Here is a 24,740-nt window from a genome sequence, read left to right as displayed (position 1 = left end):
CCTCAAGCTGCAAGAATTAGTAGAGATGCGACTTGCAGCTTATGGCGTGCGGTTCGCGGCTTTTAGACGAAGGAAAAGCTGATGCTCATTATTCCCGCGATCGACCTTAAAGACGGCGCATGTGTACGTCTGCGCCAGGGTCGGATGGAAGATTCCACGGTGTTCTCCGATGATCCGGTGAGCATGGCTGCCAAGTGGGTCGAGGGCGGTTGCCGTCGCTTGCACCTGGTTGACCTGAACGGCGCATTCGAAGGCCAGCCGGTCAATGGTGATGTCGTGACCGCGATTGCCCGCCGTTACCCGAACCTGCCGATCCAGATCGGCGGCGGTATCCGCTCGCTGGACACCATCGAGCACTACGTCAAAGCCGGCGTAAGTTACGTGATCATCGGTACCAAGGCGGTCAAGGACCCTGACTTCGTCGCCGAAGCCTGCCGCGCGTTCCCGGGCAAAGTGATCGTGGGCCTGGATGCCAAAGACGGCTTCGTCGCCACCGACGGCTGGGCTGAAGTCAGCACCGTGCAGGTGATCGACCTGGCCAAGCGCTTTGAAGCAGACGGCGTCTCGGCCATCGTTTATACCGACATCGCCAAAGACGGCATGATGCAGGGCTGCAATGTCCCGTTCACCGCCGCGCTGGCTGCCGCGACCCGCATTCCGGTGATCGCTTCGGGCGGCATTCATAACCTGGGCGACATCAAGGCGCTGCTCGACGCAAAAGCACCGGGCATCATCGGCGCAATTACCGGCCGTGCGATCTATGAAGGCACGCTGGATGTGGCTGAAGCCCAGGCGTTTTGTGACAGCTACGCAGTCAGCTCCAAGCAGTAAGCTTCAAGCTGCAAGCTGACCTCGATCCGCTTCTACTTGCAGCTTAAAGCTTGAAGCTTGTTACTTAAGGACTAACCATGGCCCTCGCCAAACGCATCATCCCTTGCCTGGACGTCGACAACGGCCGCGTGGTCAAGGGCGTGAAGTTCGAGAACATCCGCGACGCCGGTGATCCGGTCGAGATCGCCCGGCGTTATGACGAGCAGGGTGCCGATGAGATTACCTTCCTCGACATCACCGCCAGCGTCGACGGCCGCGACACCACGCTGCACACCGTCGAGCGCATGGCCAGTCAGGTGTTCATCCCGCTGACCGTGGGTGGCGGCGTGCGCACGGTGCAGGACATCCGCAATCTGCTCAACGCCGGTGCCGACAAGGTCTCGATCAATACCGCTGCGGTGTTCAACCCCGAGTTCGTCGGCGAAGCCGCCGCCCGCTTCGGCTCGCAGTGCATCGTCGTGGCCATCGACGCCAAGAAGGTTTCGCTGCCCGGCGAAACCCCACGCTGGGAAATCTTCACCCACGGCGGTCGCAAGCCGACCGGCCTGGACGCGGTGATGTGGGCGAAGAAGATGGAAGACCTCGGTGCCGGCGAAATCCTGCTGACCAGCATGGACCAGGACGGCATGAAGAGCGGCTTCGACCTGGGCGTGACCCGGGCGATCAGCGATGCCCTCGGCATCCCGGTCATTGCTTCCGGTGGCGTCGGCAATCTGCAGCATCTGGCAGATGGCGTGCTGGAAGGTCATGCCAGCGCGGTGCTGGCAGCGAGCATTTTCCACTTCGGCGAATACACCGTGCCAGAAGCCAAGGCGTTCATGGCCAGGCAAGGGATTGTGGTTCGCTGACCCTGATGCGCTGGCTGACCATAGCCTGGTCAGCCAGCGCCACTTCCTTGATCCAGCTTACTCGGCGACTCTCCGATCAGGGCAGCAATAGATCGGTGCGCGGCGACGATGCCTGACTGGCCATGTCGTAGGCCTTGGAGCACAGCTTCATCGGTGATGGTGTCGCCTCGATGATCATCACCTCGTCGAATTCAGGTCTGTAGCCCTGCGGGTCATCGCACTGCACAGTGTCAGCCGGGCCGGATTTGAACGTGTACACCCAAAGCGTCGGGTTGGAGTAGTACGGCAGCACTTTGTAGCCGCCATCGGCCATGCGCTCGATGGTCAGTTCCGGCATTCGGGTCGGACCCGGCGGCGCGATTTCCATTGCCACAATCACCGGCTTGTTCATCATCTCTTGCGCGGGTCGCTGGTCAGGAGAGTCCACACCGATGATGCACAGAAAATACAGGCCGGCCTCCGGGCCTACGCGATCATCGATCAACGCCTGCGTGGCGCCCTGGGCGTTGCTGTAGTGATGCGGGCTTTCACATTCCGTCGGCGTGCGAACGGCTTTGTAGCGGTAGAAAGGGGTGTCCAGCGAGAACGGCCACGACCACGTGGGCAAAACGGTACGGCCCTGATCGTCAAGGGTTACCCGGCTATAGGGGTTTGGCGAGTAGCTCGCCCCCAATGTCATCTTGAGCGTCGATTGCAATGTGCATTCAATGTCCAGCGGGTTGAATACGCCTTGGCTGAAGCAGGTCTTGAGGCCCAGCGCCGGGCTGGAATAAGAGGTGTCTGGGGATAGCACCGGTAGCCCGTTGTTGATCTCGCAGGGCGCGTTCGGCTGGCAGCGATTTTCCTCTTTGACGCCCTTCGTGGACGTGCTGAGTACGCCAACGATCTGATTGGAAACCCTGTCCAGGACGGGGCTGCCGGAACTTCCCGGCGCCACACCCCGGCAGCGATGTTTATGAAATCCGCGGAAGACATACACATCCTCCAGCAGGTCCGCGCTACCTTCCAGTGGGCATGCCGACAGGCGTAATGCAGGTGCGTCTTCGTGGCCTGAAGGGACGCCGACGATCACCAGATTCACGCCATTGCCAGGTGCATGGGTACTGATGCTCAGTGGCTCGATGCCTTTGTCGAGCAGCGACTGCAGCGATGTGTCCAACTCGATAATGGCCAGGTCTGCACCACGGGTGGTCGCTCGCACCAGTCTTTTCAACCGGGAACGCTCGGTGTTTTGCAGGTTGCCCAGAAAGTAATCGAAATCGATATGGCCATCCACAGGGATGTCGCTCGAGATATTCATGGCGTCCTGACTCACGCAATGGCCACTGGTGAGGATGTAAGCAGGCCCTGATGCAACCGGACTGCCGTTGCGTGAATCAATCAAGGACGCGCTGCAATGGATGTCGGGCCTCTCTTTGCTGGGTTGCAGACGGCCTACCGCCCTCCATGGGGCGTGACGGTTTTGCGCGTTATCGAGAGGGATGGCCGCCGAGTCATTCTCCAGTCCCTGGCCATAATTGTTTGCCTGGGTAACGCCTGCGCCCATGAGGCTGATGAGCGCGACGCTGCACACAGTATGTGTGAGATTTTTCATTGAATACCTGTCTGGTCTGTTGGCGCCCGCGTCTGGTGCGGGCCGTTGGAAAGAGGCCGTCAGGTAGTCAGATAAAATGCGCTCGGGTCACATACATATTTATGGCTTCAGCGACAAAGCACGGCTGCCGGCCGAAGGCTCTGGACAACGGTGCGGAGGGCCTGCACCCTGTGCGAAGTCATGGATAGAGATGAGTCAAATGCTGAGAATTTCAGCTTTTCTTTTTGCGCTGTTCGGTTGTGTTGCAAGCGCAGTGATTCATGCAGAAGAGCTGAATGGCTCTGCTGGCGGAAGCACGCGGGCGGACACCTCGTTTGTCCTGCTGACAGAGAACTTCCCGCCTTACAACATGGCCACGGACGGGAAAAACTTCGCCCAGGAAAGCAACATCAAGGGCATCGCCGTCGAGGTGGTGCGCGAGACCTTCAAGCGCGCCGGTATCGGCTACAACCTGACCCTGCGTTTCCCCTGGGATCGCATCTACAAACTGGCGATGGAAAATCCCGGCTACGGCGTGTTCGTGACCGCGCGATTGCCCGAGCGCGAAAAGCTCTTCAAGTGGGTCGGACCGATCGGCCCCGACGACTGGATTCTGCTGGCGCGGGCTGACAGCCCAATCCAGCTGAGCACGCTTGAAGCCGCGCGGTCTTATCGAATCGGCGCCTACAAGGGCGACGCCATTGCGATGGAGCTTGCGCGTCAGGGCATAAAGCCGATCACGGTGCTCAGCGACAAGGACAACGCCCGGAAGCTGGTCGACGGTCAGCTCGACCTGTGGGCCACCGGCGATCCGGCGGGCCGCTACCTGGCGCGGCAGGAAGGCATCACGGGATTGAAAACCGTGCTGCGCTTTAACAGCGCCGAACTGTTCCTGGCATTGAACAAAGACACCCCGGATGCAGTAGTCCAGCGGCTGCAACGTGCGCTGGATCAGCTGCGCAAGGAAGGCGCGGTCGATTCGATTTTCGCCGAATATCTCTAAGGACTGCCAGCACCTCTGGCGAAGCGCCTTCGGCCTAGCGATAACGCCCGTTCTTGCCATGGCCGGCCATCGCCTCATTTCCGCGCTCAGTGACCATGTGGCGGATCTCGATCAGCTCTATACCTTGGGATTTAAGCTTGGGCAGCTCGCGCTCGAGCACATCGAGCGTCACCGGATAGGGGTGGCCGATCATCACGGCCGAGCCCTGCTTGTGCGCCAGTTTGATCGCTGTCTGAAGCTGGCCGCTAATGGCCTCTGCGGTGCGCTCGTCGTCCAGGAAGACGTCGCGGGACACGCTGGCGAGACCGATCTTCTGCGCCTCGGCAGCGGCAACGGTTTTGGCGCTGGTGCGGCTGTCGACCAGAAACAGATGGCGGCGCTGCAATTCGCCCACCAGCCAGCCCATGGCCACCGGCTCTGCCGTCATGCGGCTGCCCATGTGGTTGTTGATGCCAGCGGCAAAAGGGACTTTCAGCAGCGCGGCGTTCAGACGCGATTCGAGTTCGGGGAGTGGCAGTTCGGGATGCCAGGCGTACGGCCCGGTCGCCGGGTCCATGGGCATGTGCAGCATGACGGTCTTGCCAGCCTTGTGCGCCTGACGGGCAAACTCGGTGGCGTGGGGCGTGTCGGGCATGATCGCCAGCGTGACGGGGCCGGGGAGGGCCAGCGCGCGGCTGTCCCGATCAGGGTTCTGTCCGAGATCGTCGATGATCAAACTGAGATAGGCGACCTTCGGCGCTTTGCCGACGGTCGCTGAGGACTCGGCGGGCGCTGCATGTGCAGCACCCGTTGTGAAGGCAAGGGCGCAGATCAGCCCGGTCAACCAGACGCGCATCTCAGTTGCCGCGCGTGACACTCAAACCCTTTAGCAAGCTGAGGGCCTGGTTCATCTGGTAGTCATCGTCCTGCGGACGCGCCTTGCCAGCCTTCGCCTTGGTGGTCGGCTTGTCCGCGCCGCCGTTGCCGTTGCCCAGGTGGCCGAGCAGATCAGCCTCTTTGTAGTTGTCGCCATCGGCTTCGGCGGTGAGCTTGGCGCGTTTGACTTCGATGTCCGGGTTGATCCCCTGCGCCTGAATCGAGCGACCGTTAGGCGTGTAATACAGCGCGGTGGTGATCTTCAGCGCACGGTCGTTGGCCAGCGGCAGAACGGTCTGCACCGAGCCTTTGCCGAACGTATCGGTACCCATCAGGATGCCGCGCTTCTGGTCTTGCAACGCGCCGGCGACGATTTCAGACGCCGAGGCGCTGCCGCCGTTGATCAGCACAACCAGAGGCACGCCCTCGCTGGCGTCGGCCGGGTCTGCCGAGAAGCGCAGTTCGGAATTGGCGATGCGGCCTTTGGTGTAGACGATCAGGCCCTTGGTCAGGAAGTGGTCAGCCACTTCAACTGCCGCCTGCAATACACCGCCCGGGTTGTTGCGCAGGTCGAGGATCAGGCCGCTCATCTTTTTGCCGTTGTCTTTGCGCAGCTTGGCCAGTGCCTTGCCGACTTCTTCACCCGTTTTGACCTGGAACTGGGTGATGCGGATATAGCCGTAACCCGGCTCCAGCATCTGCGCTTTCACGCTTTTGACCTGAATGGTGGCGCGCGCCAGTGTCACGTCGAACGGATTGCCGCCGTCACGCACCAGCGTCAGGGTGATTTTCTCGCCCAGCTTGCCGCGCATCTTGTCCACGGCTTCCTGCATCGTCTGGCCCTGGGTCGGCGTGCCGTTGATCTTCACGATCAAGTCTCCAGCCTCGATACCAGCCTTGGACGCAGGGGTGTCATCGATGGGGGAGACGACTTTTACAAAGCCGTCTTCGACGCCCACTTCGATACCCAGCCCGCCGAACTCGCCGCTGGTGCTTTCCTGCAGCTCCTGGAAGTCTTCCGGGCCCAGATAAGCGGAGTGCGGGTCGAGGTTGCTGAGCATGCCCTTGATGGCGTTCTCCAGCAGGGTCTTGTCATCAACGGGCTCGACGTAAGCCGCTTTGATCCGGTCCATGACCTCGGCGAAAGTGCGCAGCTCGTCGAGCGGCAGCGGCGCCTTGATATTCGCGGCGTTGGCGGGCGCAGTGGCGGCAGGCACAGCAGCCGGGGTGGCGCCGGCAGCCTGGGCCAGAGGAGCGCCGATAACCACGGCGATAGTCAGGGCCAGCGAGGTGAGGCGGGACGAAAACAGCATGTCTTACGAACTCCTGAGTGAGGTGTCGACTTATCCTTGAGTGCGACACCATTGGGCCGGATCACTGGGGCGACCCTGCTGACGAATAGCGAAATACAACGCCGGAGTGTCCTGACCGCCACCACTGTTACCGACAGTGGAGATCGCTTCTCCGGCTTTTACGACGTCACCGGCCTCTTTCAACAGGCTCTGGTTGTGACCGTACAGACTCAAATAACCATTGCCGTGGTCGAGGATGACCAGAAGCCCGGCGCCGCGCAACCAGTCGGCGAAGACCACCCGACCACCGTGCACCGCGCGGACCTGGCTGCCTGCAGCCGCACTGATCAACACACCGTCCCACTTGGTGCGCTCGTCATCGCCACGGCTTTCGCCGAATCGCGCCAACAATCGACCATCGACGGGCCAAGGAAGTTTTCCCCTTGCTTGCTCAAAAGCGCCGCCATAGGACTGACCGGCACTGGAAACCATCGCGCCGGGCGCCTTGGTCGGGCGCCGAGGGGCCACATCGCTGTCGTCCTTCGCGTCGTCTTTCGCGCGGTTTTTCGCCAGCGCTTCTTGCTCGCGTTGCCGTTTCTCGGCTTCTTGCTGCGCCAACAGCGCTTTCTGACGCGCCTCTTCGGCTTCGCGGGCCTGACGGGCAAGGGTTTCTTCAATGGTCTTGAGGACCTTGGTCAGGTCGGCCTGATCCTGCTGCCGCGACTGCAGCTTCTGGTCGCGGGCTTTGTAATCCTGATTCAGCTTGGCCAGCGCCACCTGACGTTCCTGGCGGACGGTGTCGAGCTGGGCCTTCTGGTCATCCAGCGAACTCTTCTGCACCAGAAGCTGCGCTTGCTGCAGGTCGATGTCTTTCTCGACGCCGGCCAGCTGGCGCAGGGTTTCGTTGAAGCTGCGCAACTGCTCCAGGCGTGCCTTGCTCAGGTAATCGTAATAGGTGAGGGTGCGGGCGAATTTTTCAGGGTTCTGCTGATTGAGCAGCAGTTTGAGGTATTCCTGGCGGCCGCTCTGATAAGCAGCGCGGGCCTGGATGGCGATCAATCGTTGTTGTTCAACGCGTGCGCTCTGGAGTTTTTTTTTCTCCTGGTCGAGCCGTTGCAGCTCGCTTTCACTCTTTTTTAGTTCCTTTTGCAGGGCCTCCACCTGCTTTTCCAGCTTGCCCATCTCGGTTTCAGTGGAGCGCAGGTCTTTCTGGACCCCGGACTTTTCTTCTTGCAACTGGCCCAGCGCTTTCTTCAGTTCGGTGATGTCCTGACGCGTGGCATCCAGCTGTTTCTGCGTTTGTGCGCGATCATCGTCGGCGAAGGCCGGATTGAGCAGACAAATCAAGGCGAGGGTGATCAGGGCGCGAAGCATGAGGTTGGGCGATACCAGGAGTAAAGACGGGCCTAGTATGCCCGGCGGTGGCTGCAAAAAAAACGCTCGGACGACGTGGCCGTCAGACATTTCATACAAAACCGGCCCGCCAGCGACTGGCGGGCCGGTTCGAGGGGCTTACTTGGCGACCAGAATCGGCGTGCCGGTCATTTCTTGCGGGATTTCCATGCCAAGCAGCATCAGCATGGTCGGTGCCACGTCGGCCAACACGCCGCCTTCGCGCACCTTCAGGTCACGCTTGCCGACATAAACGAAAGGCACCGGCTCAGTGGTGTGAGCAGTGTGAGGCTGATGGGTCTCCTCGTTGGTCATCTGTTCGACGTTGCCGTGGTCAGCCGTGATCAGCGCTTCGCCGCCGACTTTTTCCAGCGCCTGGGTGATGCGGCCGACGCAGACGTCCAGGCATTCGACTGCCTTGACCGCTGCTTCCATGATCCCGCTGTGGCCGACCATGTCGCCGTTGGCGTAGTTGACGACGATCACGTCGTAACGCTGATGCTCGATGGCGTCGACGATTCGGTCGGTGACTTCCGGCGCGCTCATTTCCGGCTGCAGGTCGTAGGTCGCGACTTTCGGGGACGGGATCAGGATGCGTTCTTCGCCGGGGAAGGGTTCTTCACGGCCGCCCGAGAAAAAGAACGTCACGTGGGCGTACTTCTCGGTTTCGGCGATGCGCAGCTGCGTCTTGCCGTTGTTCGAGAGGTATTCGCCGAGCACGTTGTGCAGGCCGGCTTTTTCGAACGCCGCGGGTGCGTCGATGTTGGCGGCGTACTTGGTCAGCGTCACGAAGCCGGCCAGTCTGGCCTGACGACGACGGGCGAAGTCTGCGAAATCGTCTTCGACGAACACGCGGGTCAATTCGCGGGCACGGTCGGAGCGGAAGTTCATGAACACCACCGCGTCGCCGTCCTCCACTGTCACCGGCGCGCCAATGCGGGTGGCTTTGACGAATTCGTCGTTTTCGCCGCGCTCATAGGCAGCGTCCAGCGCGGCCTTGGCGGTGTCGGCGTGGAATTCCGACGTGCCGTCAACAATCAGGTTGTAGGCCGACTCGACACGGTCCCAGCGATTGTCGCGGTCCATGGCGAAGTAGCGGCCGATGATCGTGGCGGTGCGACCTTTGCCTAGGCGCGCGTAAGCGGCTTCCATGGTGGCGAGGTATTGATGGGCGCTGCGCGGTGGCGTGTCGCGGCCATCGAGGAAGGCGTGCAGGTAGATTTTGTCGGCGCCGCGCTGGGCAGCCAGCTCAACCATCGCCACCAGGTGATCTTCATGGCTGTGAACGCCGCCGTCGGACAACAGGCCGAGGATGTGTACGGCCTTGCCAGCGCCCACGGCCTGATCGACGGCTTTGCAGATGGCGGGATTTTCGAAGAACTCGCCGTCGCGGATCGCTTTGGTCACGCGGGTGAAGTCCTGATACACCACACGGCCGGCGCCCAGGTTCATGTGGCCGACTTCGGAGTTGCCCATCTGACCGTCAGGCAGACCGACATCCATGCCGGACCCGGAGATCAAGCCGTTTGGCATGGTCTGGTACAAGCGATCGAAGACCGGCATCTTCGCTGCGTAGACCGCATTGCCGTGGTGGCTGTCGCTGTGACCGAAGCCGTCCAGGATGATCAGAACCAAAGGTTTAGGCGTGGTAGTCATGAATCCCACTCTTGGCTAATAGGTGAAGTAGAAAAAAGATCGACAGTTTAGGGACAAGTTCAAATCAGCGACAAGCTAAACGGAGTGACTGCCGTACGGGCTTTGGCCCACCTTGGGGGCTGTGTATACTGGCCGACATTTTAACGCCCTGGAACCTGATGATGGTTGCTCACCTGATTGAATTTGCCACGAATCACTATTTGCTGACGGGTGCTTTCGTCATCCTGCTGGGCCTGCTGATCGCAACGGAGCTTAGCAAAGGTGGCCGCAGCCTGAGCACCGGTGAACTGACCGCCATGGTCAACCGCGATGAAGCCGTTGTTATCGACGTGCGCGCCAAGAAAGACTTCACGGCTGGCCACATCGTCGGTGCCGTGAATTTCCCTCAGGACAAAATCCTGACCCGCACTGCGGAGCTGGAGAAATTCAAGCCTAAAACCCTCATTATCGTTGATGCCGCTGGCCAGCACGCCGGCCACACTGCCCGTGAGCTGCTGAAAGCGGGCTTCAACGCCGCCAAGCTGTCCGGTGGTGTCTCATCATGGCGCGGCGACAACCTGCCGTTGGTGAAGTGACATGACCGACGTCGTCGTCTACTCCAGCGATTACTGCCCATATTGCTCCCGCGCCAAGTCGCTGCTGGCGGGCAAGGGCGTCGGCTTCCAAGAGATCAAGGTCGACGGCAAGCCACAGATTCGCGCTGAAATGACCAAAAAATCCGGGCGTACCTCGGTTCCGCAGATCTGGATCGGCTCGGTCCATGTGGGCGGTTGCGACGACCTGTTCGCCCTGGAGCGCGCCGGCAAGCTGGATAAGCTGCTGAGCGCCTGAATTCGAGCCGGGATGTGGAAGCGATGGTTCGTCGCACAGCCCGGAAGCCTACAAGACCTCAATGTAAGGATTTGAGATGACTGATCAACCGAATAACGGCGCCATTTCCAACGAAGAAGAAGCACCGCAGTTTTCCCTGCAGCGCATCTATGTTCGCGACCTGTCGTTCGAAGCGCCAAAAAGCCCGGCGATCTTCCGTCAGGAATGGACCCCGAGCGTCAGCCTGGACCTGAACACCCGCCAGAAGCAGTTGGAAAATGACTTCTACGAAGTCGTGCTGACCCTGTCGGTCGAAGTGAAGAATGGCGAAGAAATCGCCTTCATCGCTGAAGTGCAGCAAGCCGGTATCTTCCTGATCAAGGGCCTGGATGCCAGCTCGATGAGCCACACCCTGGGCGCGTTCTGCCCGAACATCCTTTTCCCGTACGCTCGCGAAACCATCGACAGCCTGGTTGTCCGTGGCTCGTTCCCTGCGCTGATGCTGGCCCCGGTGAACTTCGACGCCCTGTACGCGCAAGAACTGCAACGCATGCAGGAAAGCGGCGAAACGCCAACGCCTACCGTTCAGTAAGCGTTGTCGCTGCAATGAAAAAGCGCCTGTGATGGGCGCTTTTTTGTGGGCGGCGTATGACTTTCGGCGCGTAACGGCTACTTGAACCCCAACTGCCGCCAGCCCTCATACACCGCAACCGCGACAGTATTCGACAGATTCAGACTGCGGCAGCCTTCGCGCATCGGCAGGCGCAGGCGTTGATCGCTCGACAGCGGATCCAGCACCTCCGGTGGCAGGCCTCGGCTTTCCGGGCCGAAGAGAAAGGCATCACCCTCCTCAAATTGCGCATCGTGGAAAACCCGTGAGCCCTTTGTGGTAAAAGCGAACAACCGCGGATGGCCGATGCTTTCAAGGCAGCTCGGCAGGTCGGCGTGACGATGCAGCGTGGCGTATTCGTGGTAATCAAGGCCGGCTCGACGCAGGCGCTTGTCATCCAGCTCGAAGCCCAGCGGCTCGATCAAATGCAGGCTGCAGCCGCTGTTGGCGCAGAGCCTGATGATGTTGCCGGTATTCGGCGGAATTTCTGGTTGAAAAAGGATCACGTGAAACATGCACGGCTCCGAACGAAAGGACGGGATGCATTCTACCCCTGAAGAAGACCCCAGACCGAAGCTGTGGCCCAAGTTTCTGGGCTCGGTGGCGATCGTCGGCGTCATGGTCGGGCTGATGATCGGCCGCGTGACGACCCCGGACCCCATTCAGCTGCAAAGCATCGAAGTGTTACCCAGCGGCGTTGCCGTGTGGTTCAACCGCGAGCCGCAGCTCCACGGCGAACACATCGATGGCGCGGTGGCGTTGCTGTTCAACGCCCAGGGTCAGCCGCAGAAGGGCGAACTGAAGCTCAACGGCAAAGACGTGCGCTGGAGGGTGCAACGAAGCGATAAGGGATTGTTGCTGAACCTGCTTGCGGCCCGTCCTCTGCACGGCGACTGGCGCGGTGCAACCCAGGACGGGCGCTGGAGACTGGAGGTCAGTCTCCGGGAGGAATAAAAGAGGGGAATCCCCGGCCTGCCTGTACCAAGGTCCCCAAAACTGGTGATGTATAACCTATTGCAGCCTGCGTGCCAGTTTTGAGAAAAGTCTGTAGGAATATTCGTAATGTCCCGCAGGCGTCGGGTTTAGGGCCTTGGAGACCGTGCCTTTTCAATGCCTGCATCGAGCTGAGGTTCGAATCGGCTTTCGGAGTTGGACGTTTGATGAGCGTTTTTGCACGCTATTCGCGCATTTACCCGTGTCGAGTGACCAAAGTGATGCACGCCCTAAAGCAGCCGCAAATCTATAGCGCACTCACCGGCCTCTTCCCGGCTGAAGCCGGTCCTACTAAAAGCATCAGCGCATCTGCCGGCCTTTTATCAGAACGGCGCATCACCCAGGATCGTCGCACGGTGCATCACACGGCGCTGCGGGCGGTAATCGTCCACCGCGTAATGCTGGGTCACGCGGTTGTCCCACATGGCCACGTCGTTTGCCTGCCAGCGCCAGCGCAGGGTGAACTCCGGTCGCGTCCCATGGGCGAACAGCAACTTCAGAATCGCCTCGCTTTCAGCAGCTTCCAGTTCATTGATCCGGGTGGTGAAACCGTCGTTCACGAACAACGCTTTGCGACCGCTGACCGGGTGCGTGCGAATGACCGGGTGCGACAGCGGCGGGTTCTTACGGCGCGTCTCCTCCCAGCGCGCGAGGTCTTCAGCCGTGTTGCCAAAACGCTCCAGCGGAAATGACCGGGTGAAGTCATGGGTCGCGGTCAAGCCGTCGAGCAAGGTCTGCATCGGCCCGGACAGCGCTTCGAACGCGGCGATGCCGCTCGCCCACAATGTATCTCCACCGTAAGCCGGCACCTGCTTGGCGCTGAGCACCGCACCCAGCGCAGGCGTCGGCAGAAAGGTGACATCGGTGTGCCAGATGGCGTTGTCGCGCCCGTCGGTGACCGCGGTGTCGAGAATCAGCACTTCAGGTTGTTCCGGCACGTTCGGGTAGATCGGATGAATGTGCAGGTCACCAAAGTTGGCGGCGAAGCGCGCTTGCTGCTGCGGCGTGATCGGCTGGTCGCGGAAGAACAGCACCTGATGATCAAGCAGCGCCTGTTCGATAGCGTTGCGTTGTTCGCCGGTCAGGTCGCGGCTGAGGTCAACGCTGCTGATCTGTGCGCCCAGTGCCGGGCTGAGCGGGTGGATGTCGATGCTCATGATGGTCTCGAGTGTGCTCGTGTGTTCGGCGCCGAGGTGTCGGCGTAGTCAGTCATAAGGTTGTCGATTCAGTGGTTCTGGCCATGCCAGGGCACGAGCTTGCGTTGCAGCGCGCGCAGGCCCATTTCCAGCGCGAAAGCGATCAGCGCGATGACCAGAATCCCCAGCACTACCACGTCGGTCACCAGAAATTGCGCGGCTGACTGGACCATGAAACCCAGGCCACTGGTGGCGGCGATCAGCTCGGCAGCCACCAGCGTCGACCACCCCACGCCGAGGCCGATGCGCACGCCGGTGAGGATGTCGGGCAGGGCGCTGGGCAGAATGACGTAGCGAATGAGTTGCCAGCGGGTGGCACCCAGGGATTGAGCCGCGCGCAGTTTTGCGCTGTCGACCGTGCGCACACCGGTGGCGGTGGCAATGGCGATCGGCGCGAAGATCGCCAGATAAATCAGCAGGACTTTGGAGAATTCGCCAATGCCGCACCAGATCACGATCAACGGCAGGTAGGCCAGCGGCGGCACCGGACGATAGAACTCGATCAGCGGGTCGAAAATGCCTCGCGCGATTCGGTTGTGACCAATGGCGATGCCGATGGGGATGGCCGTCAGCACGGCGAAGAAAAGCGCCAGGCCGATGCGCTGCAAACTCGCGCCCAAGTGCTGCCAGAGCGTGGAGTCCATATAGCCCTTGGTCATCAGCAACCAGGCTTTTTCCAGCACAGCGGCGGGCGGCGGCAGAAACAGCGGTTCGACCCACTCAAGGGCTGTGATCACCCACCAGCCGCCCAGCAGGACGGCGAGGGTAAGGGCGCTGATGGTGCGCGTGCTCAGATAAAAAGAAGAGGGCTGATGGCGTGCGGTGTTTGCCGGCGCGCGGGTGAGCGCCGGCTCCGGCGATTGATAAAGACTCATGCCCGTTGCTCCCGAACGCTCTGCCGCTGGGAAAATACCCGTGCCAACACGTGCTCGCGGGTTTCGATGAAGCGAGGGTCGGACTTGATGGCGCGGGCCGATTCACCTGCGCTGTAACGATGACCGAAGTCGAGCTTCAGGTGCTCGAAGATGTGACCGGGGTTAGGCGCAAGCAGAATCAGATCGGTCGACAGGAACACCGCTTCCTCAATGTCGTGGGTGATAAGGAAGACCGGCTTGGCGCTGCGTTGCCAGACCTGCAGCAGCAGCTCTTGCATCTGTTCACGGGTAAAGGCGTCCAGCGCGCCGAAAGGCTCGTCCATCAGCAGCACACGTGGGTCGGCCGCCAATGCGCGGGCGAGGCCCACACGTTGTTTCTGCCCGCCTGACAATTCCCAGATACGCCGCTTCTCGAAGCCGGCGAGATCGACCAGCGCCAGCATATCGCGCGCTTTGGCCTCGCGTTTTTCACGAGCGATGCCCGCCAGCTCCAGCCCGAATGCGACGTTGGCCAGTACATCCTGCCAAGGCAGCAGAGCGTCATCCTGAAACACGACGCCACGCTCGGCGCTCGGCCCGCTCACCGGCACGCCATCGAGGGTAATGCGGCCTGCGCTGGGCGCGACGAACCCGGCAATCAGGTTCAGCAACGAAGTCTTGCCGCTGCCGGATGGGCCCAGGGCAGCCAGCAGTTGCTGCGGACCGAGGGTCAGGGAAATATCCGACAGCACCGGCGAGGCCGCACCGGGATACTGTGCGCTGATGCGCTCCAGTTGTAACAGGGCCATGGCATGGACTCCGCTTCTGATAGATGTGCATGAACGGCCATGGCTGTCGAAGCCGGCGCGGTACCCGGATGACGCTTGCGCTTACGGGGTGACGAACTTCGCGCTCACATAAGGGCTGTAATCGGCCAGCACGGCGTCGACCTTGCCCTGTTCCTTGAGAAACGCGGCGGTCTTGGTGATCGCGTCGGTGGTTGGCGCGCCCAGCTCACTGACCTGATCGGCCGCCAGTGGGTAGACGTTGCTCTGCAACAGGCCGGGGATGTCGCCCGGTTTGGCGCCGGACAGTTTCACCAGCTTATCGACGTTGCTCGCGTCGGCCAGCCAGGCCGCTGGATCCTTGCGGTAGGCGGCGTAGGCGTCCAGGGTGGTTTTGGCGAAGGCTTTGACGACCTCAGGATGCTTGTCGGCGAAGTCTTTGCGCACGATCCACGCATCAAAGGTCGGCGCGCCGACCTTCGCCAGCTCGCCCGACGTGATCAGCACTTTGCCTGTCTCCTTGGCGACGCCGAGTGCCGGGTCCCAGACGTAAGTGGCGTCGATGTCACCGCGTTTCCACGCCGCCGCAATGGCCGGTGGGGCGAGGTTGAGAATGGTCACTTTTGCCGGGTCGATCTTCCAGTGCTTCAGGGCGGCGAGCAGGCTGTAGTGGCCGGTCGATACGAACGGCACGGCGATCTTCTTGCCGATCAAATCCTGTGGGCTGTTGATGCCGGAGCCATTACGCGCAACCAGCGCCTCGGCAGCGCCGATCTGGGTGGCAATCAGGAACGTCTCCACGGGTACTTTTCGCGTGGCCGCCGCAGTTAGAGGGCTGGAGCCGAGATAGCCGATCTGTACGTCACCCGACGCGATCGCGGTGATCACGTCCGCCCCGTTATCGAATTTACGCCATGAAATCTTTGAGCCCGTCGCCTTTTCATAGGCGCCATCGGCCTGGGCGACCTTTGCCGGGTCCACGGTGGTCTGGTAGGCGACGGTAAAGTCGGCGGCCTGAACGAACAGCGCCGAGCCGGCGAGCGATAAGGCCGCGAGGACGTGTAGGGGCTTGAGCAGTTTCATGGTGACGCTCCGTGGCAAGGCACACCGCCTTCGAATGGCGCAGAGCGTAAATGATCTAAGAAACTCGAAATAAATAACCTTTTGGAATGTGCTTAGCGTTTATTTCCATACGGTTAGGTGTCTTCCCCCGCATGGAGTCCTTGAGAAAGCGCCTGCTGCGATGGGAGGTCATCGAATCGTCACAATTTGTAAATACGATCGCGACGCCTGTTTAAGGATGTGCAGCGGGGATGTGTGGTCGTCTTGTGAGCAGATTTAGACGGCTGATCAGCGCAATGGGTGAATGAGCGGGCTGAATGACGCGCTTTATCCATTTTTCTGCGGCGTCAGCGGAAAAGTGACGGACAGCAGGGTGACAACTGCAATGTTTGCGTCTACTGCACATGAAATCTGATTGTTTTCAGTAAGTTAGGAAGGCAGTTCTCACCCAGTTTCGCAGGCGGACCGTGACTTGCCGGTCAAGTTCCGGTTGTACGACAGCACTAAACGTATCGATCTGACGAACGGCACCGAAATATGTTTTGGGAATTAGGGATTCGGGCCGATACACTCCGCAACGGACGGCTGAAACGGCTTGTGACATATAACTGCTTGGCATAAAAGCAGGTCTAACAAGTCTTTTTGGGTTTAAAGGATTTACCTTACCTTGCAGCCAGCTGTAACGCGGTCTAGTCAATTAGTCTTGGGGCCATTGACTCGCCGAGTCAGGTCCGGCGCTAATCGCGCATCCTCGGCTTTGAGCCTTACGCTCGGGCCCGGGAACTACAAAAATTAGATTCATGAGGAGCGATACACAATGAAGAAGTCCACCCTGGCCTTGGCCGTATACGCAGGTGTCTTGGCTACTCAGGCTGGTGCAGCTGGTTTCCTGGATGACAGCAAAGCGACACTCAGTTCCCGTACCCTTTATTTCGAACAAGATCCGCGCGAGAACCCGGCTACCGGTAAAGCGCAGGATCAGCGTCAGACCGCCCAGGGTTTCCTGTTCAACTTCATCTCGGGTTACACCCCGGGCACTGTTGGTTTCGGTCTTGACGTTCAAGGCATGTACGGCATCAACCTGGGTGGCGGTATCGATAACCGCAACCCTAACGGCAGCACGGCGAACACTGTTTCCCCGACTTCTTCCGACGGTACGCCGGTGGCTGACTGGGCTCGCGCTGGCGCCAACGCCAAGGTCAAACTGTCCAAGACCGAGCTGAAAGTGGGTAACGCTCTGCAGCCTAACCTGCCGATTCTGGTCTCGAACGACGGTCGTCTGCTGCCGCAGACCTTCCAGGGTGGCATCGTTACTTCCAAGGAACTCGACGGTCTGACACTGACTGCCGGTAAGCTGACTCAGGCAGCAGGTCGTGCATCCAGCAACTACGCTGACATGTCCCTGGCCGGTGGCTACAAAGGTTCGAACAACTTCCAGTTCGCTGGCGGCGACTACAAAGTCACCAAAGACCTGACTGTTCAGTACTACTACGCGAACCTGGAAGACTACTACAAGCAGCACTTCCTGGGCCTGGTGCACATTCTGCCGATCGCGGAAGACCAATCGTTCAAGACTGACCTGCGTTACTTCCACAGCACTTCTGATGGCAAAAACGCCCACCAGGAAGTCAACAGCGGTTACCGCTTCGCCAACGGCTACAGCAAAGATGGTCAGGGCGAAGTTGATAACGACACTTGGACTGCCATGTTCACCTATACCCTGGGTGGCAACGCATTCCTGTTGGGTTACCAGTCTGTGAGCGATGACGGCGGCATGCCGATCATGAGCAACGGCAACGTCACCCGTAATAACCTCTCCAACGGTCGTAACGAAGGTGAAGGCGGTAACAGCGTTTACCTGTTCACCGACAGCATGATCACCAACTTCACCCGTGCCGGTGAGCAGACCAAGTTCGGTCAATACTCGTACGACTTCGCACGCCTGGGCGTTCCTGGTCTGAAAGCTGCCATTGCTTATCTGTATGGCGATCAGATTCGTCTGCAGAACGCATCGCTGGGTCGTGGCTCCGAGTGGGAACGTGACATGCGCGTCGACTACGTGTTCCAGGACGGTCCTATGAAAGGCTTTGGTGTGACTCTGCGTCGCGCCAACCTGCGTTCTGACTCCGACCTCTACGCCAGCCAGCAAGACACCGACCAGACTCGTCTGATCTTCAACTACACCTACGCCTTCAAATAAGCGTGATGTGTTGAAAAGAGCCCCGCTTCGGCGGGGCTTTTTTATGCCCGAAATAATGTTATCCAGCACCAATCGTTCCTTTTGTTTTCAGATGCTGGGATGCACAGTGATTGATAACTCATTATCCAAGGAGCACGACTCAATGGGCCTTAAACTCGGCGACATCGCACCCGACTTCGAACAGAACTCCAGCGAAGGACCGATCAGGTTTCACGAATGGCTGGACGGCAAATGGGCGGTACTGTTTTCGCACCCCGCCGACTTCACGCCTGTCTGCACCACCGAGCTTGGCTTCACCGCAAAACTCAAAGACGAATTCGACAAGCGCAACGTCAAGGCGATTGCCCTGTCCGTTGACTCGGCCGAATCCCACACCAAGTGGATCGGTGACATCAACACCACACAGAACACCCTTGTGAATTTCCCGATACTGGCCGACGAAGATCGCAAGGTTTCCGAGCTTTACGACCTGATTCACCCGAATGCCAGCGAAACCCTGACCGTACGCTCGCTGTTCGTGATCGACCCGAACAAGAAGGTCCGCCTGACCATCACCTACCCGGCCAGCACCGGGCGCAACTTCCACGAGATCCTGCGTGTAATTGATTCGCTGCAGCTGACCGACAACTACAAAGTCGCCACGCCGGCAAACTGGAAGGACGGTGAAGACGTCGTGATCGTGCCGTCGATCAAGGACGAAGCGGAGATCAAGGAGCGCTTCCCCAAAGGCTACACAGCCGTTACGCCGTACCTGCGCCTGACGCCACAGCCGAATCGCTGATACACCCGCTTTGAGCACTACATGAGGGCCGATTTATCGGCCCTTTTTTTATGCTGTGAACGCCATCCACGAAGGAATTCCCACCTATGTGGGAGTGAGCTTGCTCACGAAGGGGCCGGGGCATGCAGCCACCTTCTCTGGAGAATGAAAGTCAGTCTTCGCGAGCAAGCTCGCTCCCACGGGATCGCGTATTACCGAAGAACTTAGCAATCTATATATTCCTTTTGGTGCTAACCAAATGAATAAATATGATTTTAGAGAATAAACATCCCCTGTTATGGTCTCTCCGTTCTGGCGAGATTGCCGGCCATGAATCCCTTTCTGCCTTACTGGTCCGCCATCGGACGAGCAGGTGCCACCTCTTAGCTACACACCAAAGGAGCGTGCCATGGGCACCGTTATTTTGCGTCGAGGCCTGGTCGCTCTGTTTGCTGCGGCGGTTTCCTTCGGCGTCGTTACTCAGGCCCAAGCCGATACCTTGCGCATCGGTTACCAGAAATACGGCACGCTGGTGCTGCTCAAGGCCAAAGGCTCGCTCGAGAAAAAACTCGCCGATCAAGGCGTGCAAGTCCAGTGGACCGAATTTCCCGGTGGCCCGCAGTTGCTTGAAGGCCTGAACGTGGGCTCGATCGACTTCGGTGTGACGGGCGAAACCCCGCCCGTGTTTGCCCAAGCCGCTGGCGCTGATCTGCTGTATGTCGCCTCCGAACCGCCGGCGCCGACCAGCGAAGCGATTCTGGTGCCCAAGGATTCGCCGATCTCTTCGGTCAAAGACCTCAAGGGCAAGAAAGTCGTTCTCAATAAGGGCTCGAACGTGCATTACCTGCTGGTGCGCGCGCTGGAAGAAGCCGGCTTGAAGTACACCGATATCCAGACCGTTTTCCTGCCGCCCGCCGATGCCCGTGCCGCTTTCGAGCGTGGCAGCGTCGATGCCTGGGTGATCTGGGATCCGTACCAGGCCGCCGCCGAACAGCAACTGCAGGCACGAACCCTGCGCGACGGCAAAGGCATCGTCGACAACAACCAGTTCTACCTGGCGACCAAACCCTATGCGCAGCAGCACCCCAAGGTGATCCAGACCCTGGTGGAAGAAGTGCGCGCTGTCGGCGAATGGTCCAAGGCCAACCCGGAAGAGGTCACCAAGCAGGTCGCGCCGTTGCTCGGCCTGCCAGAAGACATCACCCGCCTGTCGGTGAAGCGTCAGGGCTATGGGGCGTTGTTCATCACGCCTGAAACCGTCGCTGCGCAACAGAAAATCGCCGACACCTTCTACCAGCTCAAGCTGATCCCTAAACCATTGCGCATTGCTGATGTGATCTGGACGCCACCCGCTGCTGTCGCGAAAGCCCAGTAAGCCCGGCATTGGAAGGAGACAACTCCATGAGCGTGGAAAGAATCACCCACAGACTGGCGCCCTGGTTGCTACCGGTCCTGCTGTTGGCGATATGGCAACTGGCGGTCAGCGCGGGCTGGCTGTCAACCCGCATTCTGCCGGCGCCTAGCGCTGTGATTGAGGCCGGCGTTACGTTGGTACGCAGCGGAGAAATCTGGACCCATCTGGCGATCAGTGGCTGGCGTGCCGGTATCGGCTTTGCCATCGGCGGCGGGATTGGTTTGGCGCTCGGCTTCATCACAGGGCTGTCGAAATGGGGCGAGCGCCTGCTCGACAGCTCTGTGCAGATGATCCGCAACGTGCCGCATCTGGCGCTGATTCCGCTGGTCATCCTGTGGTTCGGCATCGATGAGACCGCGAAGATATTTTTGGTCGCGCTGGGCACGCTGTTCCCGATTTACCTGAACACGTATCACGGCATTCGCAACATCGACCCGGCGCTGGTGGAGATGTCCCGCAGCTACGGTTTGAGCGGCTTCGGGCTGTTCCGCCACGTGATTCTGCCGGGCGCGATGCCTTCGATTCTGGTCGGTGTGCGGTTTGCCCTGGGCTTCATGTGGCTGACCCTGATCGTCGCGGAAACGATTTCCGCCAGCTCCGGCATTGGCTATCTGGCGATGAACGCCCGGGAGTTTCTGCAGACCGACGTCGTAGTGCTGGCAATCGTGCTTTATGCCGTCCTCGGCAAACTGGCAGACCTCGCGGCGCGTGGTCTGGAACGGGTTTGCCTGCGTTGGCACCCGGCGTATCAAGTGGCTAAAGGTGGCGCGCAATGAGCAATCTCCAACAACCGGCAAACCTGTTGCGCGGGATTCCCTTGCAGGTCCGCAAGCTCAAGAAGACCTTCGGCTCGCGGGAGGTATTGAAAGACATCGATCTGCACATCCCGGCCGGGCAGTTCGTCGCCGTCGTGGGCCGAAGCGGTTGCGGCAAGAGCACCTTGCTGCGCCTGCTGGCGGGCCTCGATCAGCCATCGAGCGGCCAATTGCTGGCCGGTAACGGCTCGCTGTCGGATGCGCGGGAAGACACGCGACTGATGTTCCAGGAGGCGCGCTTGCTGCCCTGGAAAAAGATCATCGACAACGTCGGCCTTGGCCTCACCGGCGACTGGCGCGGCAAAGCACTGGAAGCGCTGGAGGCAGTGGGTTTGGCGGAGCGCGCCAATGAATGGCCGTCGGCGTTATCGGGTGGGCAAAAACAACGTGTGGCGCTGGCCCGCGCGCTGATTCACCAGCCGCGCTTGTTGCTGCTCGACGAGCCCCTTGGTGCGCTGGATGCCCTGACCCGAATCGAGATGCAGCAGCTGATCGAAAACCTGTGGAAGAAACACGGCTTCACCGTATTGCTGGTCACCCACGACGTCAGCGAAGCGGTGGCCATTGCCGACCGGGTCTTGCTGATCGAAGAAGGCCGCATCGGTCTTGATTTACAGGTTGATCTGGCCCGTCCAAGGGCGCGTGGCTCTTACCGACTGGCCGCGCTGGAAACCGAAGTGCTCAACCGCGTGTTGTCGCTGCCCGGCAACCCGCCCGACCCCGAACCGACTTCACCGCTGCCCACGCAATTGCGTTGGGCCAACTAACTCCAGAGGCAATCACGCCCCCGGAACTGATCTCACAAAGGAAGCCTTACCATGACTATCAAAGCCATCAACGTGCGTAACCAGTTCAAAGGCACCATCAAGGAAATCGTCACCGGCGACGTGCTGTCCGAGATCGACGTGCAAACCGCTTCGGGCGTCGTCACTTCCGTCATCACCACCCGCTCCGTGAAAGAGCTGGAACTGGTGGTCGGCAGCGAAGTGATCGCCTTCGTGAAGTCCACCGAGGTGTCGATCGCCAAGCTGTGATCGGTGCTGAATCGCAAGCGCGCTCCTACGCAGCGCTCAATGGATGCACGTTATTGCTCTGTTGAGCGCTTCGGCAAATACGGCGGCAGGTACAAACCCAGATACGCATCAAACACCCGCAATCCTTCCTCTGCCATGCGTGGGGTAATCGCGTTGTGCAGTTGCACCGAGCGCGCGTACACCCGATCCGCAAGTTCCAGCGCCAAGGCGAACACCTCAACATCATCGGGCAGCGTCGGCAGTTGAAAATGCCGGGCGAACAGCTCATGCATGAGGTTGCCCAGTTCAATGTCGTGCTGACGATCCGCCTGGGTGACTTCGGTCAGACCGTGCTGGGCGAGGATCAACTGCCGCGCGGCGGCGTCGTCGCTGTAGATCGCGAGCATGCGCGATTCCACCACGTGCGACAGGTCACGCCACTGATTCAACCGATCATGATCGATGGGCTGCTGCAGGCTTTCGCGAAACGCTTCGTGGACATCGGCCGTCAGCGCTTCGAGCAGCGCGGGAACGCTGGCGAAGAAGTGATACACGGAAGAGGGCGGGATCTCGGCGCGCTCGGCGACGCTGTAGATGGAGAGGCTCGCCACGCCGTCCGAGGCCAGCAGCGCACGTGCGGCATCGAGGATCGAGTCGATCCGCGCCTGACTGCGTGCACGAGGTTTGCGGGGCGGGGCAAGGCGGGTCATCAGTGCTCTCTCGGTCGGGGCCGACGGCATTCTACAGTGGCAGCCGGGAGATTGCCTTCCCGGCTGAAGCCGGTCCCACAGGGTGTCCGCGCAGCTCATGAATGAAAAACGCCACCGATTCTCTCGAAAAGGTGGCGTTTTCTTAACCCGTGCAGCCATCAAACCGTGTGCAGATACCAGTTGTACTCGAGGTCAGAGATGGAGTGCTCGAACTCCTCCAGCTCACTTTCCTTGCACGCAACGAAGATATCGATGTACTTCGGATCGATGTACTTGGCCATGACTTCGCTGTCGTCCAGCTCGCGCAGTGCATCACGCAGGTTGTTCGGCAGGCTTTGCTCGTTCTGCTCGTAGGAGTTGCCTTCCACGGGCGGGCCGGGCTCGATCTGGTTGGTCAGGCCATGGTGAATGCCTGCCAGCACCGATGCCATCAGCAGATACGGGTTGGCATCCGCACCGGCAACCCGGTGTTCAATACGGACCGAATCGGCGGTACCGGTCGGTACGCGCACGGCCACGGTCCGGTTGTCCAGACCCCAGCACGGCGAGTTCGGAACGTAGAATTGAGCACCAAACCGGCGGTACGAATTGACGTTCGGGCAAAGGAACGCCATCTGCGCGGGTAGGGTCTCGAGCACACCGCCGATCGCATGACGCAATGCGGCGTTCTGCTCGGGATCCTCACTGGTGAAGATGTTTTTGCCATCACGATCAAGGATCGAAATGTGCACGTGCAAACCGTTGCCTGCCTGGCCTGGGTAAGGCTTGGCCATGAAGGTGGTGTCCATCTCATGGTCGTAGGCGATGTTCTTGATCAGGCGCTTGAGCAGCACCGCGTAATCACAGGCTTTCAGCGCGTCGGCGGTGTGGTGCAGGTTCACTTCGAACTGCGCCGGAGCACTTTCCTTGACGATCGCGTCGGCAGGGATGCCTTGCTCTTTCGCACCTTCCAGAATGTCCTGGAGGCAGTCGACGTACTCGTCCAGATCGTCGATCAGGTAAACCTGTGTCGAGTGCGGACGTTTGCCGGAAATAGGCGAGCGCGGCGGTTGCGGGCGGCCGTTCACGTTTTCCTGATCGATCAGGTAGAACTCAAGCTCGAATGCAGCGCAGATGGTCAGGCCCATCTCGTCGAACTTGCTGACAACCTGGCGCAGCACTTCGCGCGGATCGGCAAAGAAGGGCGTGCCTTCCAGCTCGTGCATGGTCATCAGAAGTTGTGCGGTAGGACGCTTCTGCCAGGGCTCATTGCAGAGAGTGTCGGGGATTGGATAGCAGATTCGGTCAGCGTCACCGATGTCCAGACCCAGACCGGTGCTTTCCACCGTCGAGCCGTTGATATCCAGTGCGAATAGGGAAGCTGGGAGGTTGATGCCTTTCTCGTAAACCTTATGAAGGCTGGTGCGTTCGATGCGCTTGCCGCGCACCACTCCATTCATATCTGCAATCAGAAGGTCAACGTATAGAACCTCAGGATGTTCCTTAAGGAACGCGTTCGCTTCGTTGAGCTGAACGGCACGCGGGGGTACCGACATGATGCAACACCTTTGTTGTTGAAAATATCAATCATCGAGCATTACGGGTTTCAGTCAATCCGAAAGGCCAGACGAAGTCAAGGGAGCCCTGATTTGCCCTAAAAGGGCGCCAAAAAGCCATTTTCGCCGCACTTTAGGGCAAATGTGAGGCACCTAACGTGATGCAAACTGCGGGTTTGAGCAGGGCGTGTTTTATTTTTTACGGGCGTGTTGTGGAAAAAAATGAACAACGCTAAGCTCGATTGCAACCCATAACAGCAATAATACCGGGGGTCCCATGCTTCGCCTTCCGCTGATCGGCCTTACCGCCTGCACTCAGCCATTCGGGCACCGGCTTTTCACTTCACACGCTTTCAGTGTAGCGGTCCAGCCAGCGCGGCGGGCGCTGCGCATGTCTCTGCGTGGCACCTCGACACCTTACTCTTTATCCACGCCCCCATTCCACCGGGCGCGTCTTTTGCTTCGGCTGACTGACCCGGCCCAGGCTGTCTGCGGCATCCGCGACCGCGCGTTTTGCACAAGCACGACTATCT

The 24,740-nt window shown here is 59.8% G+C and carries 25 protein-coding genes; 13 read left to right on the top strand and 12 right to left on the bottom strand.

Translation table 11 applies throughout. From position 1 onward, the window contains the following. Window positions 1-81: 81 nt before the first annotated feature. Together hisA and hisF are read left to right on the top strand one after the other, a co-directional pair. Window positions 82-831, top strand: coding sequence for a 1-(5-phosphoribosyl)-5-[(5-phosphoribosylamino)methylideneamino]imidazole-4-carboxamide isomerase (hisA, locus tag M1E04_RS23190; protein WP_456292108.1), 750 nt, complete (start codon window positions 82-84; stop codon window positions 829-831). 77 nt (window positions 832-908) lie between these two features. Next, entirely contained in the window at window positions 909-1,679 is a 771-nt protein-coding gene (hisF, locus tag M1E04_RS23185; RefSeq protein ID WP_065987385.1) for an imidazole glycerol phosphate synthase subunit HisF, read from the top strand. Between the two features lie 76 nt (window positions 1,680-1,755). Here the strand turns inward: hisF and M1E04_RS23180 are convergent, their stop codons facing one another. Further along, window positions 1,756-3,273, bottom strand: a complete 1,518-nt coding sequence (locus M1E04_RS23180; RefSeq protein ID WP_456292107.1) for a trypsin-like serine peptidase — start codon at window positions 3,271-3,273, stop codon at window positions 1,756-1,758. Between the two features lie 199 nt (window positions 3,274-3,472). Between M1E04_RS23180 and M1E04_RS23175 the strand changes: the two genes are divergently transcribed. After that, the gene (locus tag M1E04_RS23175) at window positions 3,473-4,255 is read left to right on the top strand and encodes a substrate-binding periplasmic protein (RefSeq protein ID WP_456293232.1); all 783 of its coding nucleotides are present in this window, start codon (window positions 3,473-3,475) and stop codon (window positions 4,253-4,255) included. 34 nt (window positions 4,256-4,289) lie between these two features. Here M1E04_RS23175 and M1E04_RS23170 read toward each other — a convergent pair whose 3' ends face one another. From M1E04_RS23170 to gpmI, 4 genes are all read right to left on the bottom strand, one after another. After that, the gene (locus M1E04_RS23170) at window positions 4,290-5,090 is read right to left on the bottom strand and encodes a divergent polysaccharide deacetylase family protein (protein WP_065987382.1); all 801 of its coding nucleotides are present in this window, start codon (window positions 5,088-5,090) and stop codon (window positions 4,290-4,292) included. Window position 5,091: 1 nt separating this feature from the next. Then, window positions 5,092-6,423, bottom strand: coding sequence for a S41 family peptidase (locus M1E04_RS23165; protein WP_065987381.1), 1,332 nt, complete (start codon window positions 6,421-6,423; stop codon window positions 5,092-5,094). Window positions 6,424-6,453: 30 nt separating this feature from the next. Then, window positions 6,454-7,776, bottom strand: a complete 1,323-nt coding sequence (locus M1E04_RS23160; protein WP_065987380.1) for a murein hydrolase activator EnvC family protein — start codon at window positions 7,774-7,776, stop codon at window positions 6,454-6,456. Between the two features lie 138 nt (window positions 7,777-7,914). Further along, the gene (gene gpmI, locus M1E04_RS23155) at window positions 7,915-9,450 is read right to left on the bottom strand and encodes a 2,3-bisphosphoglycerate-independent phosphoglycerate mutase (protein WP_065987379.1); all 1,536 of its coding nucleotides are present in this window, start codon (window positions 9,448-9,450) and stop codon (window positions 7,915-7,917) included. 161 nt (window positions 9,451-9,611) lie between these two features. Between gpmI and M1E04_RS23150 the strand changes: the two genes are divergently transcribed. The 3 genes from M1E04_RS23150 (at window position 9,612) to secB (ending at window position 10,852) form a co-directional block, all read left to right on the top strand. After that, window positions 9,612-10,025, top strand: a complete 414-nt coding sequence (locus M1E04_RS23150) for a rhodanese-like domain-containing protein (protein WP_065987378.1) — start codon at window positions 9,612-9,614, stop codon at window positions 10,023-10,025. A gap of 1 nt (window position 10,026) precedes the next feature. Then, entirely contained in the window at window positions 10,027-10,281 is a 255-nt protein-coding gene (gene grxC, locus M1E04_RS23145) for a glutaredoxin 3 (protein ID WP_065987377.1), read from the top strand. Window positions 10,282-10,357: 76 nt separating this feature from the next. Next, complete coding sequence (secB, locus tag M1E04_RS23140; protein ID WP_065987376.1) at window positions 10,358-10,852, top strand: protein-export chaperone SecB; 495 nt, start codon at window positions 10,358-10,360, stop codon at window positions 10,850-10,852. 77 nt (window positions 10,853-10,929) lie between these two features. On the opposite strand, the gene M1E04_RS23135 is transcribed toward secB, so the two are convergent. After that, on the bottom strand, window positions 10,930-11,385 hold the full coding sequence (locus M1E04_RS23135; protein WP_037016260.1) for a tRNA (cytidine(34)-2'-O)-methyltransferase: 456 nt from the start codon (window positions 11,383-11,385) through the stop codon (window positions 10,930-10,932). Here M1E04_RS23135 and M1E04_RS23130 point away from each other — a divergent pair. Beyond that, window positions 11,384-11,824 (top strand): hypothetical protein, encoded by a 441-nt coding sequence (locus M1E04_RS23130; protein WP_192130818.1) that lies wholly within the window; start codon window positions 11,384-11,386, stop codon window positions 11,822-11,824. The genes M1E04_RS23135 and M1E04_RS23130 overlap by 2 nt on opposite strands. A 362-nt stretch (window positions 11,825-12,186) precedes the next feature. Here M1E04_RS23130 and tauD read toward each other — a convergent pair whose 3' ends face one another. From tauD to tauA, 4 genes are all read right to left on the bottom strand, one after another. Next, the gene (tauD, locus tag M1E04_RS23125; RefSeq protein ID WP_456292106.1) at window positions 12,187-13,020 is read right to left on the bottom strand and encodes a taurine dioxygenase; all 834 of its coding nucleotides are present in this window, start codon (window positions 13,018-13,020) and stop codon (window positions 12,187-12,189) included. Between the two features lie 68 nt (window positions 13,021-13,088). Continuing rightward, the gene (tauC, locus tag M1E04_RS23120) at window positions 13,089-13,934 is read right to left on the bottom strand and encodes a taurine ABC transporter permease TauC (RefSeq protein WP_065987371.1); all 846 of its coding nucleotides are present in this window, start codon (window positions 13,932-13,934) and stop codon (window positions 13,089-13,091) included. Continuing rightward, window positions 13,931-14,722 carry a taurine ABC transporter ATP-binding subunit gene (gene tauB / locus M1E04_RS23115; protein WP_456292105.1) on the bottom strand — a complete coding sequence of 264 codons (792 nt, stop codon included), beginning with the start codon at window positions 14,720-14,722 and terminating at the stop codon, window positions 13,931-13,933. The genes tauC and tauB overlap by 4 nt, the downstream gene beginning before the upstream one ends. A gap of 81 nt (window positions 14,723-14,803) precedes the next feature. After that, window positions 14,804-15,781 carry a taurine ABC transporter substrate-binding protein gene (gene tauA, locus M1E04_RS23110; protein WP_456292104.1) on the bottom strand — a complete coding sequence of 326 codons (978 nt, stop codon included), beginning with the start codon at window positions 15,779-15,781 and terminating at the stop codon, window positions 14,804-14,806. Between the two features lie 796 nt (window positions 15,782-16,577). On the opposite strand from tauA, the gene M1E04_RS23105 reads away from it, so the two are divergent. From M1E04_RS23105 to M1E04_RS23080, 6 genes are all read left to right on the top strand, one after another. Next, window positions 16,578-17,960, top strand: coding sequence for an OprD family porin (locus M1E04_RS23105; RefSeq protein WP_065987368.1), 1,383 nt, complete (start codon window positions 16,578-16,580; stop codon window positions 17,958-17,960). Window positions 17,961-18,102: 142 nt separating this feature from the next. Next, entirely contained in the window at window positions 18,103-18,741 is a 639-nt protein-coding gene (locus tag M1E04_RS23100) for a peroxiredoxin (protein WP_065987367.1), read from the top strand. A 388-nt stretch (window positions 18,742-19,129) separates the two neighbouring features. Next, complete coding sequence (locus M1E04_RS23095) at window positions 19,130-20,095, top strand: sulfonate ABC transporter substrate-binding protein (protein WP_065987366.1); 966 nt, start codon at window positions 19,130-19,132, stop codon at window positions 20,093-20,095. 26 nt (window positions 20,096-20,121) lie between these two features. Continuing rightward, entirely contained in the window at window positions 20,122-20,910 is a 789-nt protein-coding gene (gene ssuC / locus M1E04_RS23090; protein WP_122533999.1) for an aliphatic sulfonate ABC transporter permease SsuC, read from the top strand. Beyond that, window positions 20,907-21,716: an aliphatic sulfonates ABC transporter ATP-binding protein gene (gene ssuB / locus M1E04_RS23085; protein WP_192130828.1), complete on the top strand. Its 810-nt coding sequence runs from the start codon at window positions 20,907-20,909 to the stop codon at window positions 21,714-21,716. Before ssuC ends, ssuB begins: the two co-directional genes overlap by 4 nt. 51 nt (window positions 21,717-21,767) lie before the next feature. Next, complete coding sequence (locus M1E04_RS23080; protein WP_037016233.1) at window positions 21,768-21,983, top strand: TOBE domain-containing protein; 216 nt, start codon at window positions 21,768-21,770, stop codon at window positions 21,981-21,983. Between the two features lie 50 nt (window positions 21,984-22,033). Here the strand turns inward: M1E04_RS23080 and M1E04_RS23075 are convergent, their stop codons facing one another. Both M1E04_RS23075 and M1E04_RS23070 read right to left on the bottom strand, forming a co-directional pair. Further along, entirely contained in the window at window positions 22,034-22,672 is a 639-nt protein-coding gene (locus M1E04_RS23075; RefSeq protein WP_192130830.1) for a TetR/AcrR family transcriptional regulator, read from the bottom strand. Between the two features lie 158 nt (window positions 22,673-22,830). After that, window positions 22,831-24,207, bottom strand: a complete 1,377-nt coding sequence (locus M1E04_RS23070) for a glutamine synthetase family protein (RefSeq protein ID WP_065987362.1) — start codon at window positions 24,205-24,207, stop codon at window positions 22,831-22,833. Between the last annotated feature and the right edge of the window lie 533 nt (window positions 24,208-24,740).

Source organism: Pseudomonas sp. AK106, from assembly GCF_053903055.1.
Note: the sequence above shows the minus strand (reverse complement) of the source record. Positions and strands in the feature narration are given on the sequence as shown.